Here is a 20,105-nt window from a genome sequence, read left to right as displayed (position 1 = left end):
TTCAAAATAGGCGATTGAACTACTTTCGGGCTAAGCGATTGGGCTCTGTCCAGGCTACGCAATCGCATCTATCTTTTCAGAAGGAACTTGTTGCAATTGTTTTTCCTGTGCTTGGAATTCTGCTAACTGGGCTTCAATTTCATCTCGCACAATTTGGCGATATTCTAAAAAATGTTCGTTGTGAGCGCACATAGTTAGGTAATGTTCCCAAACCCCAGGATTATGGCGCAAAATACCAAATAGATGATGCCAAAACTGCCAACGAGTACTACGTTTAAAACCCTGTCGCCAGATGACGATGCCTAAAGCTCTGATATCTACCCAATTGGGCATTGTAAAGGAGGATTCATGCTTGGGAACGCCCAATTTAAGGAAACAACGATATACACGATCTAAATACCTTTTGGGTTCATATAGTGTCCAAAATGCTTCGATGTATTCCTGAGCAATGTCTTCAATGGGACGAGTGGGAATAAAGTTCATCAAGGTAGTTTGATTGATATCTTTTCTGGTGCTGTCTCGTAAACGATTTTCTTTTTCCAAACGTTCCCACAAAGCAGTTAAGGGTAGAGCTTGCAACATCCCGAACATCGCTGTGGGGATAGCTGCTTCCTCTACAAAATCAATAATTCTCTGACCTGCACCTTTTTTCTCACCGTCAAAGCCAATGATAAATCCTGCCATAGGACGTAATCCTGCCTGAATCATTTTATCTACAGTATCGGCTAGAGAACTACGGGTATTTTGGAACTTTTTAGTTAGTTGCAAACTAGATTCGTCTGGGGTTTCGATGCCTAAAAAGACGGCGTTAAAATTACACTGCACCATTAATTCCATTAGTTCGGGATCGGCAGCTAAATCTACAGAAGCCTCAGTATTAAAATCAAAGGGATATTGATGTTCTTCTTGCCAAGTTTTTAATTCTTTCAGCAGCAATTTAACGTTGCGTTTATTGCCGATAAAGTTATCATCCACCATAAAGATTGATCTTCGCCAACCCAATTCATAAAGATAATCTAATTCTTGGAGAAGTTGTAATGGTTTTTTGGTGCGAGGTTTACGACCATAAAGGACAATAATATCGCAGAATTCACACTGAAAAGGACATCCCCGAGAAAATTGAACCGACATAGAATCATAGGCATCCAATTCTAATAAATCGTAGCGAGGGATAGGTGTTATAGTGACATCAGGCTTTTCTGTAGTACGAAAAATACCACTAGTTTTTCCTTGCGCGATCGCTTCAACAAACATCGGAAGGGTAATTTCGCCTTCATCTAAGATTAAAAAGTCTGCTCCCGCACCCTTTGGTTCATCTGGTAAAGAAGTAGAATAAGGACCACCCACGGCAACTAATTTATTCCGTCTTTTTGCTTCTTTGATTTGCTCTAATAAATCTTGTTTTTGCACAATCATGGCAGAAAAGATCACTAATTCTGCCCACCCCCATTCTGCTTCGGTAACGTCCCTAATGTTGCGGTCAACCAGTTTAAATTCCCAATCTTGAGGTAAGATTGCCGCCACAGTAAGCATCCCCAAAGGTGGTAGTAGTACTTTGCGGTCAACTAGTTCTAGAATTTTGTCATAAGACCAAAAGGTTTGAGGAAAGACTGGATAAATTAGTAAAGCTCGCATTGTATCTATAAACCCTCACACACCAAGTAATATCATTTCAGTTTTTAGGTAAGACAGATTATTTGTAGGGGCGAACGGCGGTTCGCCCTTACGACAATATTGTGTATCTCAAGTATTTTCCAAATTGACATAACATATTCAACTTGTATGAGGGTAACGCAATATTAGCTGGTTAGGAAAAATTTTCACCTGATGTGAATTGGCTTCTTTCTCATAATAAGTTCTGAGATCCCCTCATCCTTTAGGAGAGGTTGGGGTAAAGCTTCCTACCTTCAGGCGGGAGCGAGGTTACTTCCACTTAAGAATAGTTATTGATAGAAGTTTATGAGAAATTGTTCGACGGAATCTGGATCTAGTAATTGAGAAATTAGATGTCCTTGTCCACGATCGCATCCTAGATCTTTGAGTAAATTTAGCTGATAATTATTTTCTATTCCTGTAGCTGTAACCACCATATTCAGTTGATGGGCGATGGTAATAATCTGCTTAAGTAAAAGGGTAGCAGATGTTTCCAGTTCTAAATTTGGGGTTTTTTGACCAATATGAGCAAATAAAGAACGGTCTATTTTTAGTTCATCAAAAGGAAAGCGATGCAGACAGGTTAAGGAAGAATAACCAATCCCGAAATTATCTAAACTGAGTTTAACCTGACGTTTTTTTAACTCTTGTAAAATCTTGAGGGCAATTGTGGAATTCTCGATAATTGCCAATTCAGGAATATCAAATTTAAGGTGTTTTCCCTGTATTTTTGTTTTACGTAAGATTAAATCAACTTTAGAGATCAAGCCAGAATGAAAAAATTGTTTAGTCGATAAGTTGATACAAATACCCAAATTCTGTTGATTTTTATTACTTTGTTGCCAGTATTTAATATGTTTGCAAGCTTGTTTTAAAACTAAGTTGCCGATGGAATTCATCAATCCCATCTCTTCTGCTTCCATAATAAAATCATGTGGCGAAATCATGCCTTTTTGGGGATGATACCAACGAACTAAAGCTTCTAATTCAATTACATTATGCTTTCTTAAAGATGTAATGGGTAAATAATAATTAATAAATTCTTGACGTTTAATTGCTTGTATTAATGCGATTTCATGATTAGCAAACTCTCTATCTTCTTGGAGTTGAATATACATTTCTGGCTTAAATACCTGATAGCGATCGCCTTCAAGTTCTAGAGCTTGCTGCATAGCAATCTCGGCATCATTAAATAAACGATCTATATCTTGATAATCTTGATTACCGATCACTATACCAATATTGGCATTAATTAATATTTGGCGTCGTTTAATGTCAAAAGGTTTAGTTAGTTTATGTTGAATTTTCTCCACTATGACGATCGCATCATTTTCATCTTGAATCCGATCCAAAAAAATGGCAAACTCTTCACCTTCTAACCGACTCAATAAAGCTGATTCAGGCAAACAAGAATCTAGGGCATGAGCTATTGCCATTAATAGCTGATTACTATCAATATGACTCAGGGTACGTTTAATCTGCTTAAAGCGATCACATTCGAGTAGAATAACTGCAAAAAAATAATCAGGATGTTTTTCGCTAGTTTTTAAAGCTTGTTTGAGCCTACTACTAAAAGAATTGCGATTGGCAAAACCAGTTATAGGATCATTGAGAGCCATCTTTAACAATCTATCTTGAGCTTGTTGACGGCGATTGATTTCTTGTTGCAGGTGCTGATTACTCTCTTCTAATTCAGCGGTACGCTCTTTAACCTTTTGTTCTAGTTGGCTATTAAGTTCAATAATCTTACTCTTGCTAGACTGAATCGCCATTTGATTGGCAACTCTAACCACAACCTCTTTAATTTCAAAGGGTTTATTGATGTAGTCTACTCCCCCAACTTGAAAGGCTTTCTTCTTATCAGCAAAATCATCTAAAGCGCTAATGAATATAACTGGAATATCCTTAGTTTGATCTGCTGATTTAAGTTGTGTACATACCTGATAGCCATCGAGATCGGGCATCTGAATATCTAATAAAATTAGTTCAGCCCAACCAGATTGCGCAATTTTGATTGCTTCCACACCATTATCAACACAAATAGTCTGATAACCCCGTTTTTGAAGAATAGCAGCCAGCAAATCCAAATTATCTGGGGTATCATCAACGATAAGAATATTAGTAAGAGAATTTTGAGCTTGAGTTGTATTCAAGAAACCGAGCCAGGAATTAGTACTACATAGAGTTAGAGTTCCCTGAAATAACTCGAAGCTATCATCTTAAGGGAGAATTTTAATCGATGCCCAAAAGCGATCGCAAAATAGAACTAACTGATTGTTGTGCTTTGACTAAAGGCTGTTGCTGGTTTAAAAATACACGGGCACAGTTACGTCCAGGCATTCCTGAAATTGATCCTCCTGGATGAGTTCCTGCCCCTGTAAGATAAAGGTTTTTGATTGGTGTGGTGTAGTTAGCTATTTCAGGTAAAGGACGTAAAAAGATCATTTGATCTAAGGTCATATCCAGATGATAGTAGTTACCTTTATAGGAACCTAATCTCTCTCCTAATTCGGCAGGGCTTTCTACTCGGCGAGCAATAATTGAATCTTTAATATTAGGTGCATAGTCAGCTAGCTTATTAATTACGTTATCGGCAACCTGGTTTTTGAGTTCGTCTGTCCATCCCGTACCGTGTAGTCCTGTTCCTTCTTTCCCGGCGATTTGGTAGGGGGCAAAAAATTCAATCCAAAGGGTATGTTTTCCTTCTGGAGCCAGAGTAGGATCTAAAATCGAAGGAATATCAAGATACATTGAGGGATTAGCATCAGGAATTTGCCCCATAGTTGCTAAAGCATGAGCTTGTTCTACATGAGCCATAGAATCAGCAATTAATACTGTACCAATTAGATGCTCGTTATCATCGCGATCGTAAGCTGTAAAACGGGGTGCTTCCGATAAAGCACAGTCTATTTTGAGAATAGTTTCATTATTATTAGTAAGGCGACGATCAACTTTTTCTCTTAAGTTGGGATTAACCACATCAGGAGCAATTAACTGCAAAAACAACCTCCGCACATCAATATTAGAAATGACTGCTCGACTAGCCCGATATTCTTGACCCCCCGCAACTTTAACCCCAACGGCACGATTATCGTCCACTATTACTTCCTGAACCATTTGTTCGGTAAGAATCTTGCCCCCTTTGGCTGTGACAAGTTTGACCAAGGCTTGAGTTAATGCCCCTGTACCACCTTGGGGACGAGCCATTCCTGGATGATGACGCATCGCTAACATCATTAACCCTGCTGTAATACCTTTCTGGGAAGGGGGAGCACCAATTTCTGCAGCTAATCTCGCTAAGGGAGCTTTAACTAACTCAGTATCAAAGTATTCATGGAGTAAATCTTCGGGCGCGGTAATCATGGTACGAATAAAGTTCAACGCCTTGTCTTTAGAACCTGCGATCGCTAGAACGTCAGCTATATTTTTACCTTTGTAACCTTGAGCAATGCCTAAAATAGATTGGGGTGGTGCATTAAAAAAAGGTGCGATCGCACTCATTAATTTTGACCAATAATTAATAAATTCTCCGTATTTAGCAGCATCTCTTTTACTGTAGCGGGCGATCGAGGCTTGAGTTTTGGCTAAAGATTGATGAGCTAAAAAGTACTTGCCATCGGGATGGGGGCAAAATGTATGGGGGTCACAGGTAAGATATTTTAAACCGTACCGCTGAAGCTGTAGTTCTTCGATAATTGGACCAAGAAAGATAAATTCATGGTCAATGGCACAGAGATTAAACTTAAAGCCAGGCGCGCTTTCTGGTAGTGCTTCTTCTGTAGTGGCAGCACCACCAGGAACAGCTCGTTTTTCTAATAATAAGACGCTATAGCCAGCATTGAGCAAGTAGGCGGCACAAACAAGTCCGTTATGACCCGCACCAATAACGATCGCATCATATGCTTCCATTAAATTTATAATTCCTTGTTCTAACAATTGCGTAAGATTAGTCTAAGTTGAAAATAGCCTAATAAACTATAAATACTAAAAATAGTGAACCTATGGCATGAATGGGCAACGAAAATCTTCCTCCTTTTACCTCTCATTTAGGTGGTTAAAGATCGTTTAATCAGCACCTATTGTATTACCTTTGATAGTAATTAACTCTCGTTATATTTTGGTTCTTTTGTTATACTGGCTAATGCTTCCAATTATTAAATAACTTTTACTATATGAATTCTGTTGTTCAGATACTTGAACCTGAAGGGATTTTAGACGGAACTAAAACTGCTAAGTTTCAACGTCAAATAGAGCAACATATAGAAAGCGGCGTAAACTTTATTTTAGTTGATTTCAGCAATGTCACTTTTATGGACAGTTCTGGTCTAGGAGCTTTGGTTAAAGCCTTGAAAACAATGAACGCTGCTGGCGTTAAGCTGTTCTTATGTTCGATTAATGAGCAAATTAAAATGTTGTTTGAGCTGACTAGTATGGATAGCTACTTTTCTATCTGTGAGAACCGCGAAGAATTTACTAAGCATTTACAACAACAGTAAGTTCTTCAGATTCCTTCGAGTATAGCTGACCTACTTCCAATGTATCAAGAAAAATCTATTTGTAAGATGGATAAATCATCTTCAAATTGAAAATTGGGATGCCAGGTTCTTATGTACTGCAACAAACGCTTCAAATCTCGTTTTGGTGTAGTTTGATACTTATGAAGTAAATTAATTAATCGATCTAATCCCCAGTGACTACTAGCTTTTTGCTCAATATCATAAAGTCCATCACTGAACAAATATAAGCTAGAATTGGCTACGATTTGACAAGAAGCATTGACATATTTGATGTCAGGAAACATCCCCACTGGTACTCCTGGAGTTTTAAGACGTTGCTCTGAGCCCTTCTTTGTTGGCGGCAACAAAATCGCTGGAGGATGCCCTGCACTTGAATAAGTTAGGCTGCGACTAAATCGATCATAAACACCATACCAAATAGTAAAATACTTATCATTGCGATCGCTCATTTGGAAAGCTTGGTTTAACCCGCTTAAAACTGAATCTGGTTGATAGTAATCTACATTACTCAAACCTCGTGATCTCAGTAAATTAACCACAGCTAAAGATGGTAAAGAAGCTCTTAAACCATGTCCAGAAACATCTAATAAATAAAAGACAATATGGCGATCGTCTAACCAAAAATAATCAAAACTATCTCCTCCTAATTGTCGTGAAGGAATAAAGCAAACATCAATACTAAGAGAAGGATGTTGTAGCGGTTCAGGCAAAATAGTACTTACATACTCTGCTGCCTCAGCCAATTCTGCTTCTAGTAATTGTTTTTGAGTTTGCAGATCTCTACTTAACTGATGCAGTCTCAACCCAGCCCTAACTCTAGCTTTAAGCTCATTCATTTCAATAGGCTTACACAAAAAATCGTCTGCTCCAGCATCTAAACCTTTAACTCGATCTTCTATCGAATCTAAAGAAGTCAATAAAATAAAAAAAGTAGTCGATAATTCAGCAGTAGATTTGATTTGACGACATACTTCTAAGCCATTTTTACGAGGCATAATCCAATCACAAATAATCAATGCTGGGCAAATGGTCTTTGCTTTAATTAAACCTTCCTCTCCATCACTTGCCAAAGTAATATCATAGCCCTGCAGACTTAGAGTTCTCTCTAAAAGCAGTTGAGTTGTGGAGTCATCGTCAATAATCAGAATTTGAGCCATAGTAAAATCGTAGTTTTCCTGTCTTATGACCGAAGTTTATGGCAATTACTGCCTAATAACGACTGAATAATCTCTGAGCAAAAAGCCACTTAGCATTGTTAAACTGAGGATATTAATTCCAATTAATCATATCTTTGAGGATACTAAAAAAAAAGGGAAAACATAAGTCGGATGAAAATTACACTACCATGACGTAATCCAAAAATTAAGCAGACAATCATCATAAAACACATACTGTAGCAATATTTTTGCCTGTTTTTTTCATTGAAGTGAAGTACAAGTTGAAAGTACTACGAACAATTAGCATTGAAGTCTTAAGTGATTTGAAGGCATTAGACCGAGTATTGAGTCAATTTAATCAAATTTATCTTGATTTTATACCCGATCGCGATTGGCTACAGTGTAGGTTGACTTTAGCCGTAGGTTTTACCAATGCAGGCAAACACGCTTATCAGAATTTGCCTATCAATATACCAATTAGAATTGAAGCCTTACCAAGAAAGACAGATCTGGAAATTCAAATTTGGGACTATGGCTTTGCTTTCGCTCTACATAGCTTGATTGCCAAAAGTTTTCAAAAATATAATATTTGGCTCGGCAGCGGTTGGGAAATTACGATCTGAAATAAAATCTCAGCTTATCTGGACTGTTAGCATATCGAACAACCAAACTGCTTGGTAATATTAAACGATTTTCTGAATTACGAATCTAAAACTTTTCGCTAACTCTAATCAATAAATCAAAGATCAAGTCTTCAAATCGAGTTAATACTAATCTTTGACAATAGTGTCTTCAATAAACCCAGGATCATCTACAATGGCAGTTTCTTTATAAGATTTATCATTAGTGAAAATAGGATTATATTCTGCTTTTTCTTCATTGCAGTAATTTAAGAACTGGCTATTATCTGTACTATAAGCAATGTAACTATAAGAAATTTTGATATTGTTGCCAATATGAACAGTATCGCCAGAAGTTAAGCGGTGTAGAGATTTTTTTTTGCCATTAACAATAATACCATTACGGCTTCTCTTTCTTTTTCCTTTGCCATCAATAATCCAGTAAGAATAATCACTTTTAAGTCGATCATCCGTATATCTCATCCAAGCTACAGTGGCATGATGTCTAGAAGCAAGGGGATCGTTCAGGATAAGATCGTTATTTGGATGACGACCCATGGAAAATACATTGACATTAAGAGAGACTGCTCGCCGTGATTCAGGAGACTCGACAATTAAGACATGTCTACCTTTTGCTAAATCTGCTTTATTTAACTCGACTAAGGTTAGTTTGGATTTTTTATCAGCCATCTGGTTGAATTATATTTTTATATCTGAATATTGATATTCGAGTCTAGCAATATAAAATATTTGTGATAGTTTTTATTGCTTCGTCAAAAATACAAAAAAATGTTTAAAAAAAACGTGTTTAATTGATATTACATCTGTCTGCTAAAATTGACATTTATTCTTGGCAATGATTCTATCTATCTTCTACATTTTAATCTAAAATAATCGATCAGCAATGATATTCAATGTTTCAAAAAGAATCTAATTTTGATCCTTAATGACATCAGTAACACTAAACAACTATAAGATATTAAGTAAAATCAGTCAGAAATTAAAGATTCGCAATGCACTCTGAATCCTGCCTCTTGTAAAGATGCTATAGTTTGACTCTGATTTTGTACCCAGAACTTTTGTCCAAAGCGAATAAATTGTCTTTGTTTGCCAGTACCAATCGCCGCAATAACAGGAATTTTGAATTTATTTGTTTCTGCAGTTTGCTTCTCTAAAATTTGTTTAAGATAACTGCTTTTTGCTCGATCTAAAGCTTGCTCGGGCGTAATTTCCAACATAATCATTTTTACTTGTTCAATCGCTTCAGCATCATCAATAATTAACTGATATTTATCATTTCGCTGCTGGGCTTTCCCCCAAACGATTAGTTGTTTACCTTCTACCAATAGTGACTCCAACTCATTGTAGGTACTGGGAAATATAGTTCCTTCCGCTTCACCTGTAATGTCTTCCATCTGGACAAAAGCCATGGGATCACCTTTTTTGGTGATGATTTTCCTGACAGAGTTGAGCATGACCACGGCACTTACTTTTTGCTTAGCTTTTTGTTCCGACAATTCAGAGAGATTAATTGGGGATAGGATTTGTGCTGCTTGGTGAACCGCTTTGAGAGGATGATCGCTGATGTAAAAGCCAATATATTCTTTTTCTAAATGAAGCTTTTCTTGAAGAGGAAAATCTTCTACGGTGGGGGTGCTGGGTGCCTGCTCAAAGGTATCTTGGGTTTGGCTATCATCTTGACCACTGTTCATCATGTCAAACAGATTTAGTTGTCCGCTAGCTTTTTCTTTATTGCGTTTTTGCGCCCAAGAAATTACGACATCAATATCATTAATTAGCTGCCTGCGGTTGGCTTGAACTCGATCAAAGGCACCACAATAAATTAGTGTTTCCAATGCTCGACGGTTGACGGTACGTAGTTCTACCCGTTCACAAAAATCCGCTAGAGATTTAAATTTGCCATCTGCCTTTCTGGCTTGCAGTATATTTTCGATCGCCCCCTGTCCTAAATTTTTGACTGCCGATAAGCCAAACAGAATATTGTTATTGTCTAAGGGTGTAAACTCTTCTTCTGAGCAGTTGATATCAGGTGGTTGAATAGTAATGCCCATTTTTTGGGCGTTTTCCCGATATTTATCGACTTTATCCTGAGTGCCACTACTAGCTGTCAGTAAAGCTGACATATATTCTACGGGATAGTTAGCCTTAAGATAAGCAGTCTGATAAGTCACGTAGGCATAGGCAGTAGAATGGGACTTGTTAAAACAATTAGATGCTACCATTCCATTAGCCAAGAGAAAATTATGATCTTTAGCTACGCCGATGTCATAAACCGATTGTTTACCTAGCGATTGTCGACTAATAATTTTGACCATGACAAGAGCAAAGAATGTTAATTAACTAAGTTACAAGTTATGACTCAATATCTATCTATAGGGACGGGCAGCAGCTAAAATAGCTAAAATCATAGTATCTTTAAACACATCTATTGATATTAGGATTACGCCTATCGATACTATATACGGTAAATATAAAGGATTAAAATCCAGTCAGATCAAGCAGCTAAAAAAACTTTATCATCAAAAGTTGCCTGGGGATATTGTCGTTACACCTGAGTTTGCCCAACGATTAGCTGCTATTAGCACTGAGATCAATCAACCAGTCTGTACTTATATTAATCGACGCGGACAAGTAATTCGAGTAGGAGTAGGTAATGCTCGTCAGACCCAAATTCCGCCACTAGAATTGCCTCGTTACGGTGCTAAACGTCTCTCGGGAATTCGTTGTATTGCTACCAAGCTTAAAGCCGAACCCCCCAAGGAATCGAGCCTAACTGCTATGGTCTGTCAAAGACTGGATGCCTTAGCCCTATTGACTCTAACAGGTACAGGTAAATTAAAACGGGGTGGGGGAGCAACAGGCTATATTCACAATACTTATCTGGCTCATTTATTACCTCAGTTTGAAGCCAATTCTGAAAACCAAGAATATTGGTCAGTATCGGAACCGATTAGTCTCGATGTACTTAGTGAACAGGATTTTTTGGATCTGGTAGAAGGTCTCGAAGCTGAGTTTGAGCGAGAATATGTGGCTCAACAGGTAGATATTAGCCACGATCGCGTTATTTTAGTCGGTTTATGGGTTGAGCAGACCTCCGAACAGGAATTTGAAGATGGTTTAAATGAATTGATGGGGTTAGTAAACACCGCCGGAGGAGAAGTATTACAAACTATCCGCCAAAAGCGATCGCGTCCTCATCCTCAAACTCTTGTGGGAGAGGGAAAAGTTCAAGAAATCGCTCTAAGGGTACAAACAGTTGGAGCAAATTTAGTGGCGTTTGATCGTTCTCTTTCCCCAGCCCAAATACGTAACCTCGAAAGTCAGTTTGGGGTACGAGTCGTCGATCGCACGGAAATTATTCTCGATATCTTCGCCCAGCGCGCTCAATCTCGTGCCGGTAAGCTCCAAGTAGAACTAGCACAATTAGAATATATGTTGCCTCGTTTGGTGGGCAGAGGACAAGCAATGTCTCGTCTGGGGGGTGGTATTGGTACCAGAGGACCAGGTGAAACCAAGCTAGAGACAGAAAGAAGAAGTATTCAGAAGCGAATTGCTCGTTTACAGAGAGACGTGACTCAATTACAGGCACATCGCTCGCGAATGCGTCATCAACGTCAGAAAAAAGATGTTCCCAATGTAGCGATCGTCGGTTATACTAATGCTGGCAAATCAACTCTCATCAATGCTTTAACTAATTCTGAAGTATATGTAGCCAACCAGCTATTTGCTACTCTTGACCCCACAACTCGCCGATTATCAATTCCTCATGCTGATACCAGTGAACCAACTAATATTCTATTGACGGATACAGTAGGTTTTATTCAACAACTACCTCCTCCTCTGGTTGATGCCTTTAGAGCAACCTTGGAAGAAGTGACTGAGGCTGACGCTTTAATTCACGTCGTCGACTTATCCCATCCTGCTTGGGAACATCAAATCCGTTCGGTAATGGAAATTCTCGGTGAAATGCCCATTGCCCCAGGTCCTATATTATTGGTTTTCAACAAATTAGATCGGGTAGATAGCGAAACACTAGCCCAAGCAAAAGAAGAATTTCCTCTGGCTTTATTTATATCTGCCAGCGATCGCCTAGGACTAGAAACTTTACGCCAAAAGTTATCTTTATTGGTTGACTATGCGGGATTAGGTGATTGACTTCAAACCGCTTCGCGGTCAGCTATTAGCTATTAGCTATCAGCTATCAGCCTTTTAATCAACACTTCAATACTATTGAAAATTTGTGAAAATCTGTTCTATAAAACGCAAAAATGATCATTGTCTAGAGTTCTTCAATCTCGACAGTTCTCTTGAGGGGAACTGACATTGGTTGAGTATCAGCTTGAGGTAATTCTACTAGTTCTTTCTCTTTCTGTTTCACTTCTTTGGGTAGCAGAACAGGTAAAGGTTCTTGCTCATCCATCCAGTAACTTGCCACTGGCAGAGTATGTTCCAAATCTTCCAGCAGTCTGGGAATTATCATGACAGCGTGTAGTTCACCAATACGCTCCGCCTCTTGCATTCCTGCTTCAATCGCGATCGCTACATTAGCAATTGAACCTCGGATTATAGCTGTACATAAGCCATCGCCAATTTTTTCGTAAGAAGATAACTGCACATCGGCTGATTTTAACATGGCATCAGCACCACCAACCATAGCGGGAAAACCTCTAGTCTCTAATAAACCAATGGAGCGGTTGCTCAAGCGACTATAACCCCGTCTCTTTTGAGTTAATTCAACCAAATGACTACCAATCGGGAAAATAGCTTCTAAATTAGGCATAGGACGAGCAATTACTAGCTTAGAAGCCAACTGACCAAATTTCTCGGCAGTTTTCGCTCCTTCTTCCACGGCTAATCTAACATCGGCAATATTACCTCTAACCACAGCAGTGCAGTAACCACTACCTATTTTTTCGTAACCTACCATCGTTACTTCTGATGACTTTAACATCATGTCTGCCGTACCAACAATTGCCGGAAAACTGGTAGTAGATACTAAACCTAGCGCACTATCTTTGAAAGGGTGTTCACTATTGTAGCTTGAGGGGCTACTGTTGTAGCTCGGTTGTCTACTTACTTTACTTATTGGTGTCCTTCTTGGTTCTAAATTAGACATTAAGTACTTTTTTCCTTTACATGCGCCACTATAAGCAATATTTATTTTTCTATATTTAGTGTAGTCAGAAAAATGAATTATAGCGTCACTTATAGTTTAGCTGATTGTAATGGAGACAAATAAGAAACACACAATTGAATATATGATTTCTAACATTAACCAAAGTTATAATTGGCGATCGCTGTTGTTAATCCCTCTAAAGTATATTCCTTCGCTTCTAAATCGAATCTACCCAGTAATTCGTGACAAGTTTTTGATGTTTGTGGTCCAATAGAAGCAAGGCAAATATTTTCTAACAGAGATTGCACAGCCTCAGCAGATGATAATTGCTGTTGCAATAATTGGTAAAAGTTCCTGACTGTTTTAGAACTAGCAAAAGTTACCACGTCAATTTGCCGTTGTTGCAATGCCTTCCACGCAGTCTGTTCTATCTGTTCGGGACATTTAGATTGGTATGCTGCCACTTCAATCACTTCGCCCCCTTTACTGGTCAATTCTCTAACTAATACTTCTCGACCACCAGTTTCCACCCGGGGAAAGAGAATTTTTTTCGCAGTCAGCTCTTCGGGGAAATTAGCTGCTAGAGAATCCGCTACATAGTTTGGGGGAATGAAATCAGGATTGAGCTGTCTTTTTTGTAATACTGCGGCGGTTTTACGACCTACAACTGCGATTTTAACTCCTCCCAAAATACGGGCATCATAACCTAAATTTTCTAGACGCTCAAAAAAGTAATTCACACCATTAGCAGAAGTCAAAATCAACCATTGAAATTGAGCTATATTGGCGATCGCCTGATCTAACTCGTGCCAACTGGAAGGAGGGGTTATAGCTAAAGCGGGCATCTCTACTACCTTTGCTCCTTGTTGCTGTAGCAGCTTAGTAAATTTACTCGATTGCGACTCAGCACGAGTAACAAGAATTGTTTTGTTTGCAAGAGGGTGGAGAGAGGGGATGACTTTCTGGGCATCCTGATTACTAAGTTTCACGACTTCACCAATAACAATTACTGCGGGAGAAAGAGATACTCCTCGGGTTGTTTCTACTATATCGGTTAAAGTACCCTGAAAAACTTGTTGTTGTGATCGTCCACAGTTACGAATGATGGCAATTGGTTCTAGCCGCGATCGCCCATTGTCAATTAAAGACTGAATTATTGAGGGGAGAGAACGTCCACCCATAAGAATTACTAAAGTATCAATCTTTGCCAAGGCAGACCAGTTTAATTGTTCGGGCTGATGTCCACTAATGACTACAAAATAGCGACTTAACTCTTTATCAGTTAGGGGGATTCCAGCTAGTAAGGGCGCAGCTAATACAGAAGAAATACCTGGGACGATTTCATAGCTACAATTTGCTGTTTGTAGTGCTGCTATTTCCTCATTGGCACGTCCAAAAATGAAAGGATCGCCACTTTTTAACCTGACCACCTGTTTACCTTGGAGACAGTAAGCCACCAATAATTGATTGATTTTCTCTTGGGGAGTGCTAACTTGTCCCCCACGTTTACCGACACACAGTCGAAGACAGTTTTCAGAAGTTAAACTGAGCAACGCCTCGTCTACCAGGGCATCATAAATGAGAATTTCGGCTGTACTAATTAATTCTTGACCTCTGAAAGTTAAATAATCTTGGTTGCCTACTCCAGCACCAACTAAATAAACTTTTCCTTGCTCTGTCATACTCATTAAGTTCTTTCCAGTTGCTCAATGCTTTAATTAAGGATAGAACCAAGAACAAGAAATCAAAAATTAATAGCTAATAGCTAATAGCTTAGAACTATATTCCATTAAAAAATGTATTGACGTAAGCATTAATAATTGCGTCGCCGAAAAATAGACTCAAAGCACCACCTAAGGCTAAACAAGGACCAAAAGGCATTGGTTGTTTTTTGCCAATTATGCCCAGGGCGATCGCACTACCGCCAATAATTGAGCCAATGCCGCAGGCGATAAAGCTGGAGACTAAAACATATTTCCAGCCAATCCAAGCCCCAATAGTTGCCATAAGTTTGCCGTCACCATCTCCCATGGCTTGTTGTCCTAATGCAATTGAACCTACGAGCGCAATAATTTCTAATAACCAAATTCCTAAAACTGCACCACTAACACCAAACATTAATTGATTAGCGACTCCTGGTCCCTGGGCAATTTGCCAACCCACAAATCCTTGAAAAACTAGCCCTAAAACTAACCCCGACTTAGTTAAGGGAGCAGGCAAAGTCATAGTATCCAAATCAATTAGAGAAAGAGATAATAACCAGGAGAAAAAAACGCAATAACCGATAGTTTGGATTGAGTAACCAAATCGCCAGAAAACTGTCATGAAGATGCTTCCTGTAACTGCTTCGACGACCGGATAACGACTAGATATTTTAACTTGGCACCATCGGCAACGCCCTTTAAGCCACAACCAGCCAAACACTGGAACGTTCTCAGTTATACCTAATCTGTGGAGACAATTAGGACATCGGGAGGGAGGATAAATTAAAGATATATTTGCAGGTATGCGATAGACAACAACATTTAAGAAACTACCAATGCAGGCGCCGAAGGTAAATGCAGTAAAGAGGGTGATCGCCTTAGCCAGCGTTTCCATAATTTAGTGTTTGTTTAAATTAATATATTTCCGCTTCAATTTGTTTAATCGAAATAAAATACTCTCTGGGCAACAGTATGGGTTTGGCTCTGAAGGCTAATTGTCCTCGATGATTATCTCGATTAATAACTACTCCCATTGGTTGAATATCTGCTCTCATATTTAAACTACAGTAATTGCGGTAAATGTTTCTGGCTGCTTTGATTAATGTTGGATCAAAAAACATCATATCGGTATCTTTGGCTCTAGCTTTAGCTTTAGCTGAATTGTTGTTGCGTGTAGACGAGGTAGAATTCACAGAGTAACCCCAATTTAAGACAACTCTAAAGTAACTCAATTTTTGTCAGATACAAGATCGAAAAAATAAATTTTTATTACAGATATTGGTAATTGTTAATTTGTTTAAGCTAGCAGTTTATTTTTCAGCCTTAACTTAATACTTGATTATGAACAGTTGGGATTTTCAGCCACCTCCAGAATCAACATTGGGCGATCGCCAAGTTGCTTTAGAATCAACTCATCTTCAGCATCAACGAATTGCCTTATTGGTTACAGGTAGTATCGCCGCCATGAAGGCTCCGCTAATTGCCCGGACATTGCGTCGTCAGGGGGCAGATGTGGTGGCGTTCGTATCACAGGAAGCTTTAAGGTACACCACAATTGATGCTTTGGAGTGGAGTACTACAAATCCAGTAATTACTAAATTAACGGCGGCAGCAGAACATCTCAGCGACGATAATCCGTTTTCAGCTTATTTAGTTGCTCCTGCCACCTATAACACTATTAATAAGATAAGTAATGGCATAGCAGATGGAGTAGTCACTGCTGCTTTAGGTTCGGCTATTGGCAGAATGGAACAGGGAAAAACTCAAATTTTGCTGGCTCCTACCATGCACGGTAGCCTTCACAATTCCATTTTGACTGAATCTCTTCAAAAGTTACATCAGATGGGAGTTGGGATTATTCCGCCACAGATTGCTAATGGTAAAAACAATTTGCCCGCAGAAAAGGCGATCGCTTGTGCCGTCTGTCGCGCCGTAAGTTCATCTTCTCTGAAAAACATCCCTATTTTGGTGACAGGAGGTCCGACTCCCGTTCCAATAGATAATATCCGTCGTCTCACCAATCGTTTTACGGGTAAATTAGGCACTTGCATTGCCGAAGAATTATATCTTCGGGGAGCAAACGTAAAATTAATTCTGGGACAAGGAAGTTATTTGCCCCCTAGTTATCTTCCTCAGCAAATTGTGACAACCTATGATGAGTATCTTACGGAGGTAATGAAAGAATTACAGCAGCAACGATATCGTGTTGGTATTTTTTCGGCTGCCGTTGCTGACTATCAACCCGAGCAAGTATTTCCAGGTAAAATTCCCAGCGGAGGAGCTATACAAACAATCAATTTAGTTGCTACTCAAAAAGTAATTGCCTTAGTAAAAGCAAAATTCCCTGAGCTAGGAATGATTACGTTTAAATATCAAGAAAATATTAGCCACGAAGAATTAATCGCCATTGCCCAGCAACGATTACGACAAGGTTATCAAATGGTTGTAGCAAATCGAGGGGAAGAACAAGTAGAATTAGGAGCGCAAGTTGCCTATTTAGTAACTCAAGATCGTGAACTACAAAAAGTAATCGGCAAAGATCAAATTGCTAAGGCGATCGTCGACTATTTAGAGACAACAACCAGATCAATTGAATTTGATTGTTGAACAAAATTACGTTTGGCGATCTAAAATGCAGTTGACTATGGCATGTTTAATTTAATTATGCTTAACTAGAGCTGCTTTTTTCAGAGATTAAGATTTAGCACTATACTAAAGCAAAATATTCATTGCAATAATTTTTAGGGTAAAGATGTCAATAAACAATGACTTTTGAGAACAAAAGTGGACGAATCGAAAATTTTGCCTTACAAAACAGAGAGAACAGCGATGACAACCACCTATCTATCTTGCTATCTTGCATTGAGGTAATTATCTGGAAACGATGGGGGCAAAATGATTACCTACATAAATTCTCTGCCTTATTTTTGCCAATTTACCAAAGCTTATGATTGTCTCGGAACTGTGTGTTTATCCTCTTAAATCCTGTCAGGGAATTGCAACAAAACAAGCCGAAGTCGGAATTCAAGGTTTTCTTAAAGATCGTTACCTGATGCTAGTTTCTGGTAAGGGTAAATTTTTAACTCAAAGACAGTATCCTCAATTAGCCAAAGTAAAAGTAGAAATTGTTGAACAGAATATTATCCTTCGGCTTCAAGATGAAAGCCTTCCTCCTTTGACTTTTACTCCTACCTTAAGTGGAGCCATCAGAGAAGTAGAGCTTTGGCGAGACCGTCTCATAGCAATCGATCAGGGAGATGAAGTAGCACAGTGGTTTCATCAGCTCTTAGATATGGACAATGGCAAGTTCTGCCGTTTGGTAAGACAATCTCCCCAGCACGTTCGCCTATTAGACAAAAAATATTCTCTCGATCGTGAGCATTCAGTTAATTTCGCCGATAATTATCCAGTAATGCTTACTGCTACTGCCTCCTTAGAAGAATTAAATCATAGGATTGTCGAAATTCACCAACAACAGAAGCAAGCAATACCGATGAATCGCTTTCGCCCAAATATTGTCATTGAAACAACAGAACCTTTTATTGAAGACAAATGGAGCATAATTCAAATTGGCGATATTCAATTCACAGTAGTAAAACCCTGTAGTCGTTGCATTATTACTACCATTGACCAACAAGACGGTGCCAAAAATCAATTAAAAGAACCCCTAAATACACTGGGAACCTTTAGACAGTTAAGTGAACAAGGGGTTATGTTTGGAGTAAATATGGTTCCTCACGATAAAGGAATAATTCGCTTAGGCGATCGCCTCCAGGTGATTAAAACCAGATACTAATAGATGCTCAAAGAGTTAAACGTTCTCCGGTTCTTCTATTTCTTCTCCAGGTTCAGAAGATTCTACGTTAGCCACTGCAGCAACAGCTCGTTTTTTGAGTTTTAGACTTAGGTAACGAATTACATCTTCACTTAAACGCATCATCCTTTCCAGGGGAGCAATCTGAGTTCCATCAGCCTGGTAATTCATTTGCACGTAGATACCATCTTGATATCTACCAACTGGATAAGCTAGTCTCCTTTTTCCTCTAACTTGAATTTCAATCTGATCTGCACCGTGCTCACTGAGGTAGTTTTTATACTTGTTAATTGAATCTCCAACCTGATCTTCAGACGAATCAGGACGAAGAATATACATCATTTCGTAACTATTGCTCATAATTAATACTTTCCTTGTGGACAAGACGGCTTTCTATGAAAGACCAGATTTATTAGTAGCACTTGCCATAATCTGGTGATTTATATAGAAAGCAAGGACTTATAATCTTACTATTATTAGAGGCTCAATTGCCAGTATTTTAATTCTTGAAGTATGCAGATTAACTTAAAATTGAGCTATCTCAAAGCAGACGGACAGCTGAAATATTGGAGGTAATCTCCGACATTGCGTTTTCCACTGTTACCATTGTTAAACTTTTAGTTTAATCTTGTCCGATAATCAATTTTTGAGCATGATTTTGTTATGGCACAACGCTATGTCCGCATAAAAACCGATCGTGAACAAATTTATTATGGTGTACTCCAGCCCAATCGCAGTGTGGCCATTTACGATGCTCCACCTTGGTTAGGAGGGCAAGCAACAGATATGGAACAAGAGTTAGATACTTATCAACTACTAGCTCCCTGCGTACCTTCTAAAATAGTAGCGGTAGGCAAAAACTATCTCAAACACGCTGCCGAAATGGGAACACCAGTTCCCCAAGAACCTTTATTATTTCTTAAACCCCCGACGACTATTATTGCCAATGGTCAAGACATTTACTATCCTCTCCAGTCTCGACGAGTTGATTATGAAGGCGAATTGGCTTTGGTAATTGGCGATCGCTGCCATAATGTGAGTCCTGAACAAGCAGCCAAAAGCATTTGGGGTTATACAATTGCTAACGATGTTACAGCCAGAGATCTACAAAAAAAAGATGGACAGTGGACAAGAGCCAAAGGATTTGATACTTTTTGTCCTTTAGGACCTTGGATTGTCCGCGAATTAAGTGTTGAAGCCAAGATTCAGACTTTCCTCAATGACAGCGATCTTCCTTGTCAATCTGCTTCGATTGACAATATGGTGTTTGGTCCTGATATCTTAGTTTCTTATATTTCTCAGGTGATGACCCTAACTCCAGGAGACATTATTTTGACCGGAACTCCCGAGGGAATAGGAGCAATGAAACAGGGAGATTCTATTCGAGTAGAAATTGAAGGCATTGGCTGTTTATCAAATCAAGTTGCTATGACCAGCGATCAAATCTTCTAATCGATGATTTTCTCACTTATAGCTGTTTTCAATTGGATAGACTCCGCTGATA

Annotated in this window: 17 protein-coding genes; 6 read left to right on the top strand and 11 right to left on the bottom strand. The window is 38.9% G+C overall.

Annotated elements, in window-relative coordinates; genetic code table 11:
* Positions 1-54 precede the first annotated feature (54 nt).
* The 3 genes from PLEUR7319_RS0113225 to crtO form a co-directional block, all read right to left on the bottom strand.
* On the bottom strand, positions 55-1,635 hold the full coding sequence (locus tag PLEUR7319_RS0113225) for a B12-binding domain-containing radical SAM protein (RefSeq protein WP_019505711.1): 1,581 nt from the start codon (positions 1,633-1,635) through the stop codon (positions 55-57).
* Between the two features lie 308 nt (positions 1,636-1,943).
* Complete coding sequence (locus tag PLEUR7319_RS0113220) at positions 1,944-3,806, bottom strand: EAL domain-containing response regulator (protein WP_019505710.1); 1,863 nt, start codon at positions 3,804-3,806, stop codon at positions 1,944-1,946.
* 79 nt (positions 3,807-3,885) lie between these two features.
* Entirely contained in the window at positions 3,886-5,562 is a 1,677-nt protein-coding gene (crtO, locus tag PLEUR7319_RS0113215) for a beta-carotene ketolase CrtO (protein WP_019505709.1), read from the bottom strand.
* A gap of 263 nt (positions 5,563-5,825) precedes the next feature.
* On the opposite strand from crtO, the gene PLEUR7319_RS0113210 reads away from it, so the two are divergent.
* The gene (locus PLEUR7319_RS0113210) at positions 5,826-6,149 is read left to right on the top strand and encodes an STAS domain-containing protein (RefSeq protein ID WP_019505708.1); all 324 of its coding nucleotides are present in this window, start codon (positions 5,826-5,828) and stop codon (positions 6,147-6,149) included.
* Positions 6,150-6,193: 44 nt separating this feature from the next.
* Here PLEUR7319_RS0113210 and PLEUR7319_RS0113205 read toward each other — a convergent pair whose 3' ends face one another.
* Entirely contained in the window at positions 6,194-7,327 is a 1,134-nt protein-coding gene (locus PLEUR7319_RS0113205) for a PP2C family protein-serine/threonine phosphatase (RefSeq protein ID WP_019505707.1), read from the bottom strand.
* A 281-nt stretch (positions 7,328-7,608) separates the two neighbouring features.
* Here PLEUR7319_RS0113205 and PLEUR7319_RS35215 point away from each other — a divergent pair, with 281 nt between their 5' ends.
* A complete protein-coding gene (locus PLEUR7319_RS35215) occupies positions 7,609-7,950 on the top strand; it encodes a hypothetical protein (protein ID WP_144054299.1) in 342 nt (113 codons plus the stop codon).
* 147 nt (positions 7,951-8,097) lie between these two features.
* Here the strand turns inward: PLEUR7319_RS35215 and PLEUR7319_RS0113195 are convergent, their stop codons facing one another.
* Entirely contained in the window at positions 8,098-8,637 is a 540-nt protein-coding gene (locus PLEUR7319_RS0113195) for an FHA domain-containing protein (RefSeq protein ID WP_019505705.1), read from the bottom strand.
* Between the two features lie 299 nt (positions 8,638-8,936).
* Positions 8,937-10,283 carry an OB-fold nucleic acid binding domain-containing protein gene (locus PLEUR7319_RS0113190; RefSeq protein ID WP_019505704.1) on the bottom strand — a complete coding sequence of 449 codons (1,347 nt, stop codon included), beginning with the start codon at positions 10,281-10,283 and terminating at the stop codon, positions 8,937-8,939.
* A gap of 133 nt (positions 10,284-10,416) precedes the next feature.
* Between PLEUR7319_RS0113190 and hflX the strand changes: the two genes are divergently transcribed.
* Complete coding sequence (hflX, locus tag PLEUR7319_RS0113185) at positions 10,417-12,123, top strand: GTPase HflX (RefSeq protein ID WP_026102492.1); 1,707 nt, start codon at positions 10,417-10,419, stop codon at positions 12,121-12,123.
* Positions 12,124-12,247: 124 nt separating this feature from the next.
* On the opposite strand, the gene PLEUR7319_RS0113180 is transcribed toward hflX, so the two are convergent.
* The 4 genes from PLEUR7319_RS0113180 to PLEUR7319_RS0113165 all read right to left on the bottom strand — a co-directional run bounded on the left by PLEUR7319_RS0113180 (position 12,248) and on the right by PLEUR7319_RS0113165 (position 15,980).
* Positions 12,248-13,084 carry a carbon dioxide-concentrating mechanism protein gene (locus PLEUR7319_RS0113180; protein ID WP_019505702.1) on the bottom strand — a complete coding sequence of 279 codons (837 nt, stop codon included), beginning with the start codon at positions 13,082-13,084 and terminating at the stop codon, positions 12,248-12,250.
* Between the two features lie 155 nt (positions 13,085-13,239).
* Entirely contained in the window at positions 13,240-14,766 is a 1,527-nt protein-coding gene (gene cobA, locus PLEUR7319_RS0113175) for a uroporphyrinogen-III C-methyltransferase (RefSeq protein ID WP_019505701.1), read from the bottom strand.
* A gap of 97 nt (positions 14,767-14,863) precedes the next feature.
* Positions 14,864-15,682: an A24 family peptidase gene (locus tag PLEUR7319_RS0113170; protein WP_026102491.1), complete on the bottom strand. Its 819-nt coding sequence runs from the start codon at positions 15,680-15,682 to the stop codon at positions 14,864-14,866.
* 19 nt (positions 15,683-15,701) lie between these two features.
* On the bottom strand, positions 15,702-15,980 hold the full coding sequence (locus tag PLEUR7319_RS0113165) for a hypothetical protein (protein ID WP_019505699.1): 279 nt from the start codon (positions 15,978-15,980) through the stop codon (positions 15,702-15,704).
* Positions 15,981-16,128: 148 nt separating this feature from the next.
* Between PLEUR7319_RS0113165 and coaBC the strand changes: the two genes are divergently transcribed.
* Positions 16,129-17,394: a bifunctional phosphopantothenoylcysteine decarboxylase/phosphopantothenate--cysteine ligase CoaBC gene (gene coaBC, locus PLEUR7319_RS0113160; protein WP_019505698.1), complete on the top strand. Its 1,266-nt coding sequence runs from the start codon at positions 16,129-16,131 to the stop codon at positions 17,392-17,394.
* A 340-nt stretch (positions 17,395-17,734) separates the two neighbouring features.
* Entirely contained in the window at positions 17,735-18,583 is an 849-nt protein-coding gene (locus PLEUR7319_RS0113155) for an MOSC domain-containing protein (RefSeq protein ID WP_019505697.1), read from the top strand.
* Between the two features lie 15 nt (positions 18,584-18,598).
* Here PLEUR7319_RS0113155 and rpsF read toward each other — a convergent pair whose 3' ends face one another.
* A complete protein-coding gene (gene rpsF, locus PLEUR7319_RS0113150; protein WP_026102490.1) occupies positions 18,599-18,961 on the bottom strand; it encodes a 30S ribosomal protein S6 in 363 nt (120 codons plus the stop codon).
* 303 nt (positions 18,962-19,264) lie between these two features.
* Between rpsF and PLEUR7319_RS0113145 the strand changes: the two genes are divergently transcribed.
* Positions 19,265-20,053, top strand: coding sequence for a fumarylacetoacetate hydrolase family protein (locus PLEUR7319_RS0113145; RefSeq protein ID WP_019505695.1), 789 nt, complete (start codon positions 19,265-19,267; stop codon positions 20,051-20,053).
* Positions 20,054-20,105 lie beyond the last annotated feature (52 nt).

Source organism: Pleurocapsa sp. PCC 7319, from assembly GCF_000332195.1.
Lineage (GTDB): Bacteria > Cyanobacteriota > Cyanobacteriia > Cyanobacteriales > Xenococcaceae > Waterburya.
Note: the sequence above shows the minus strand (reverse complement) of the source record. Positions and strands in the feature narration are given on the sequence as shown.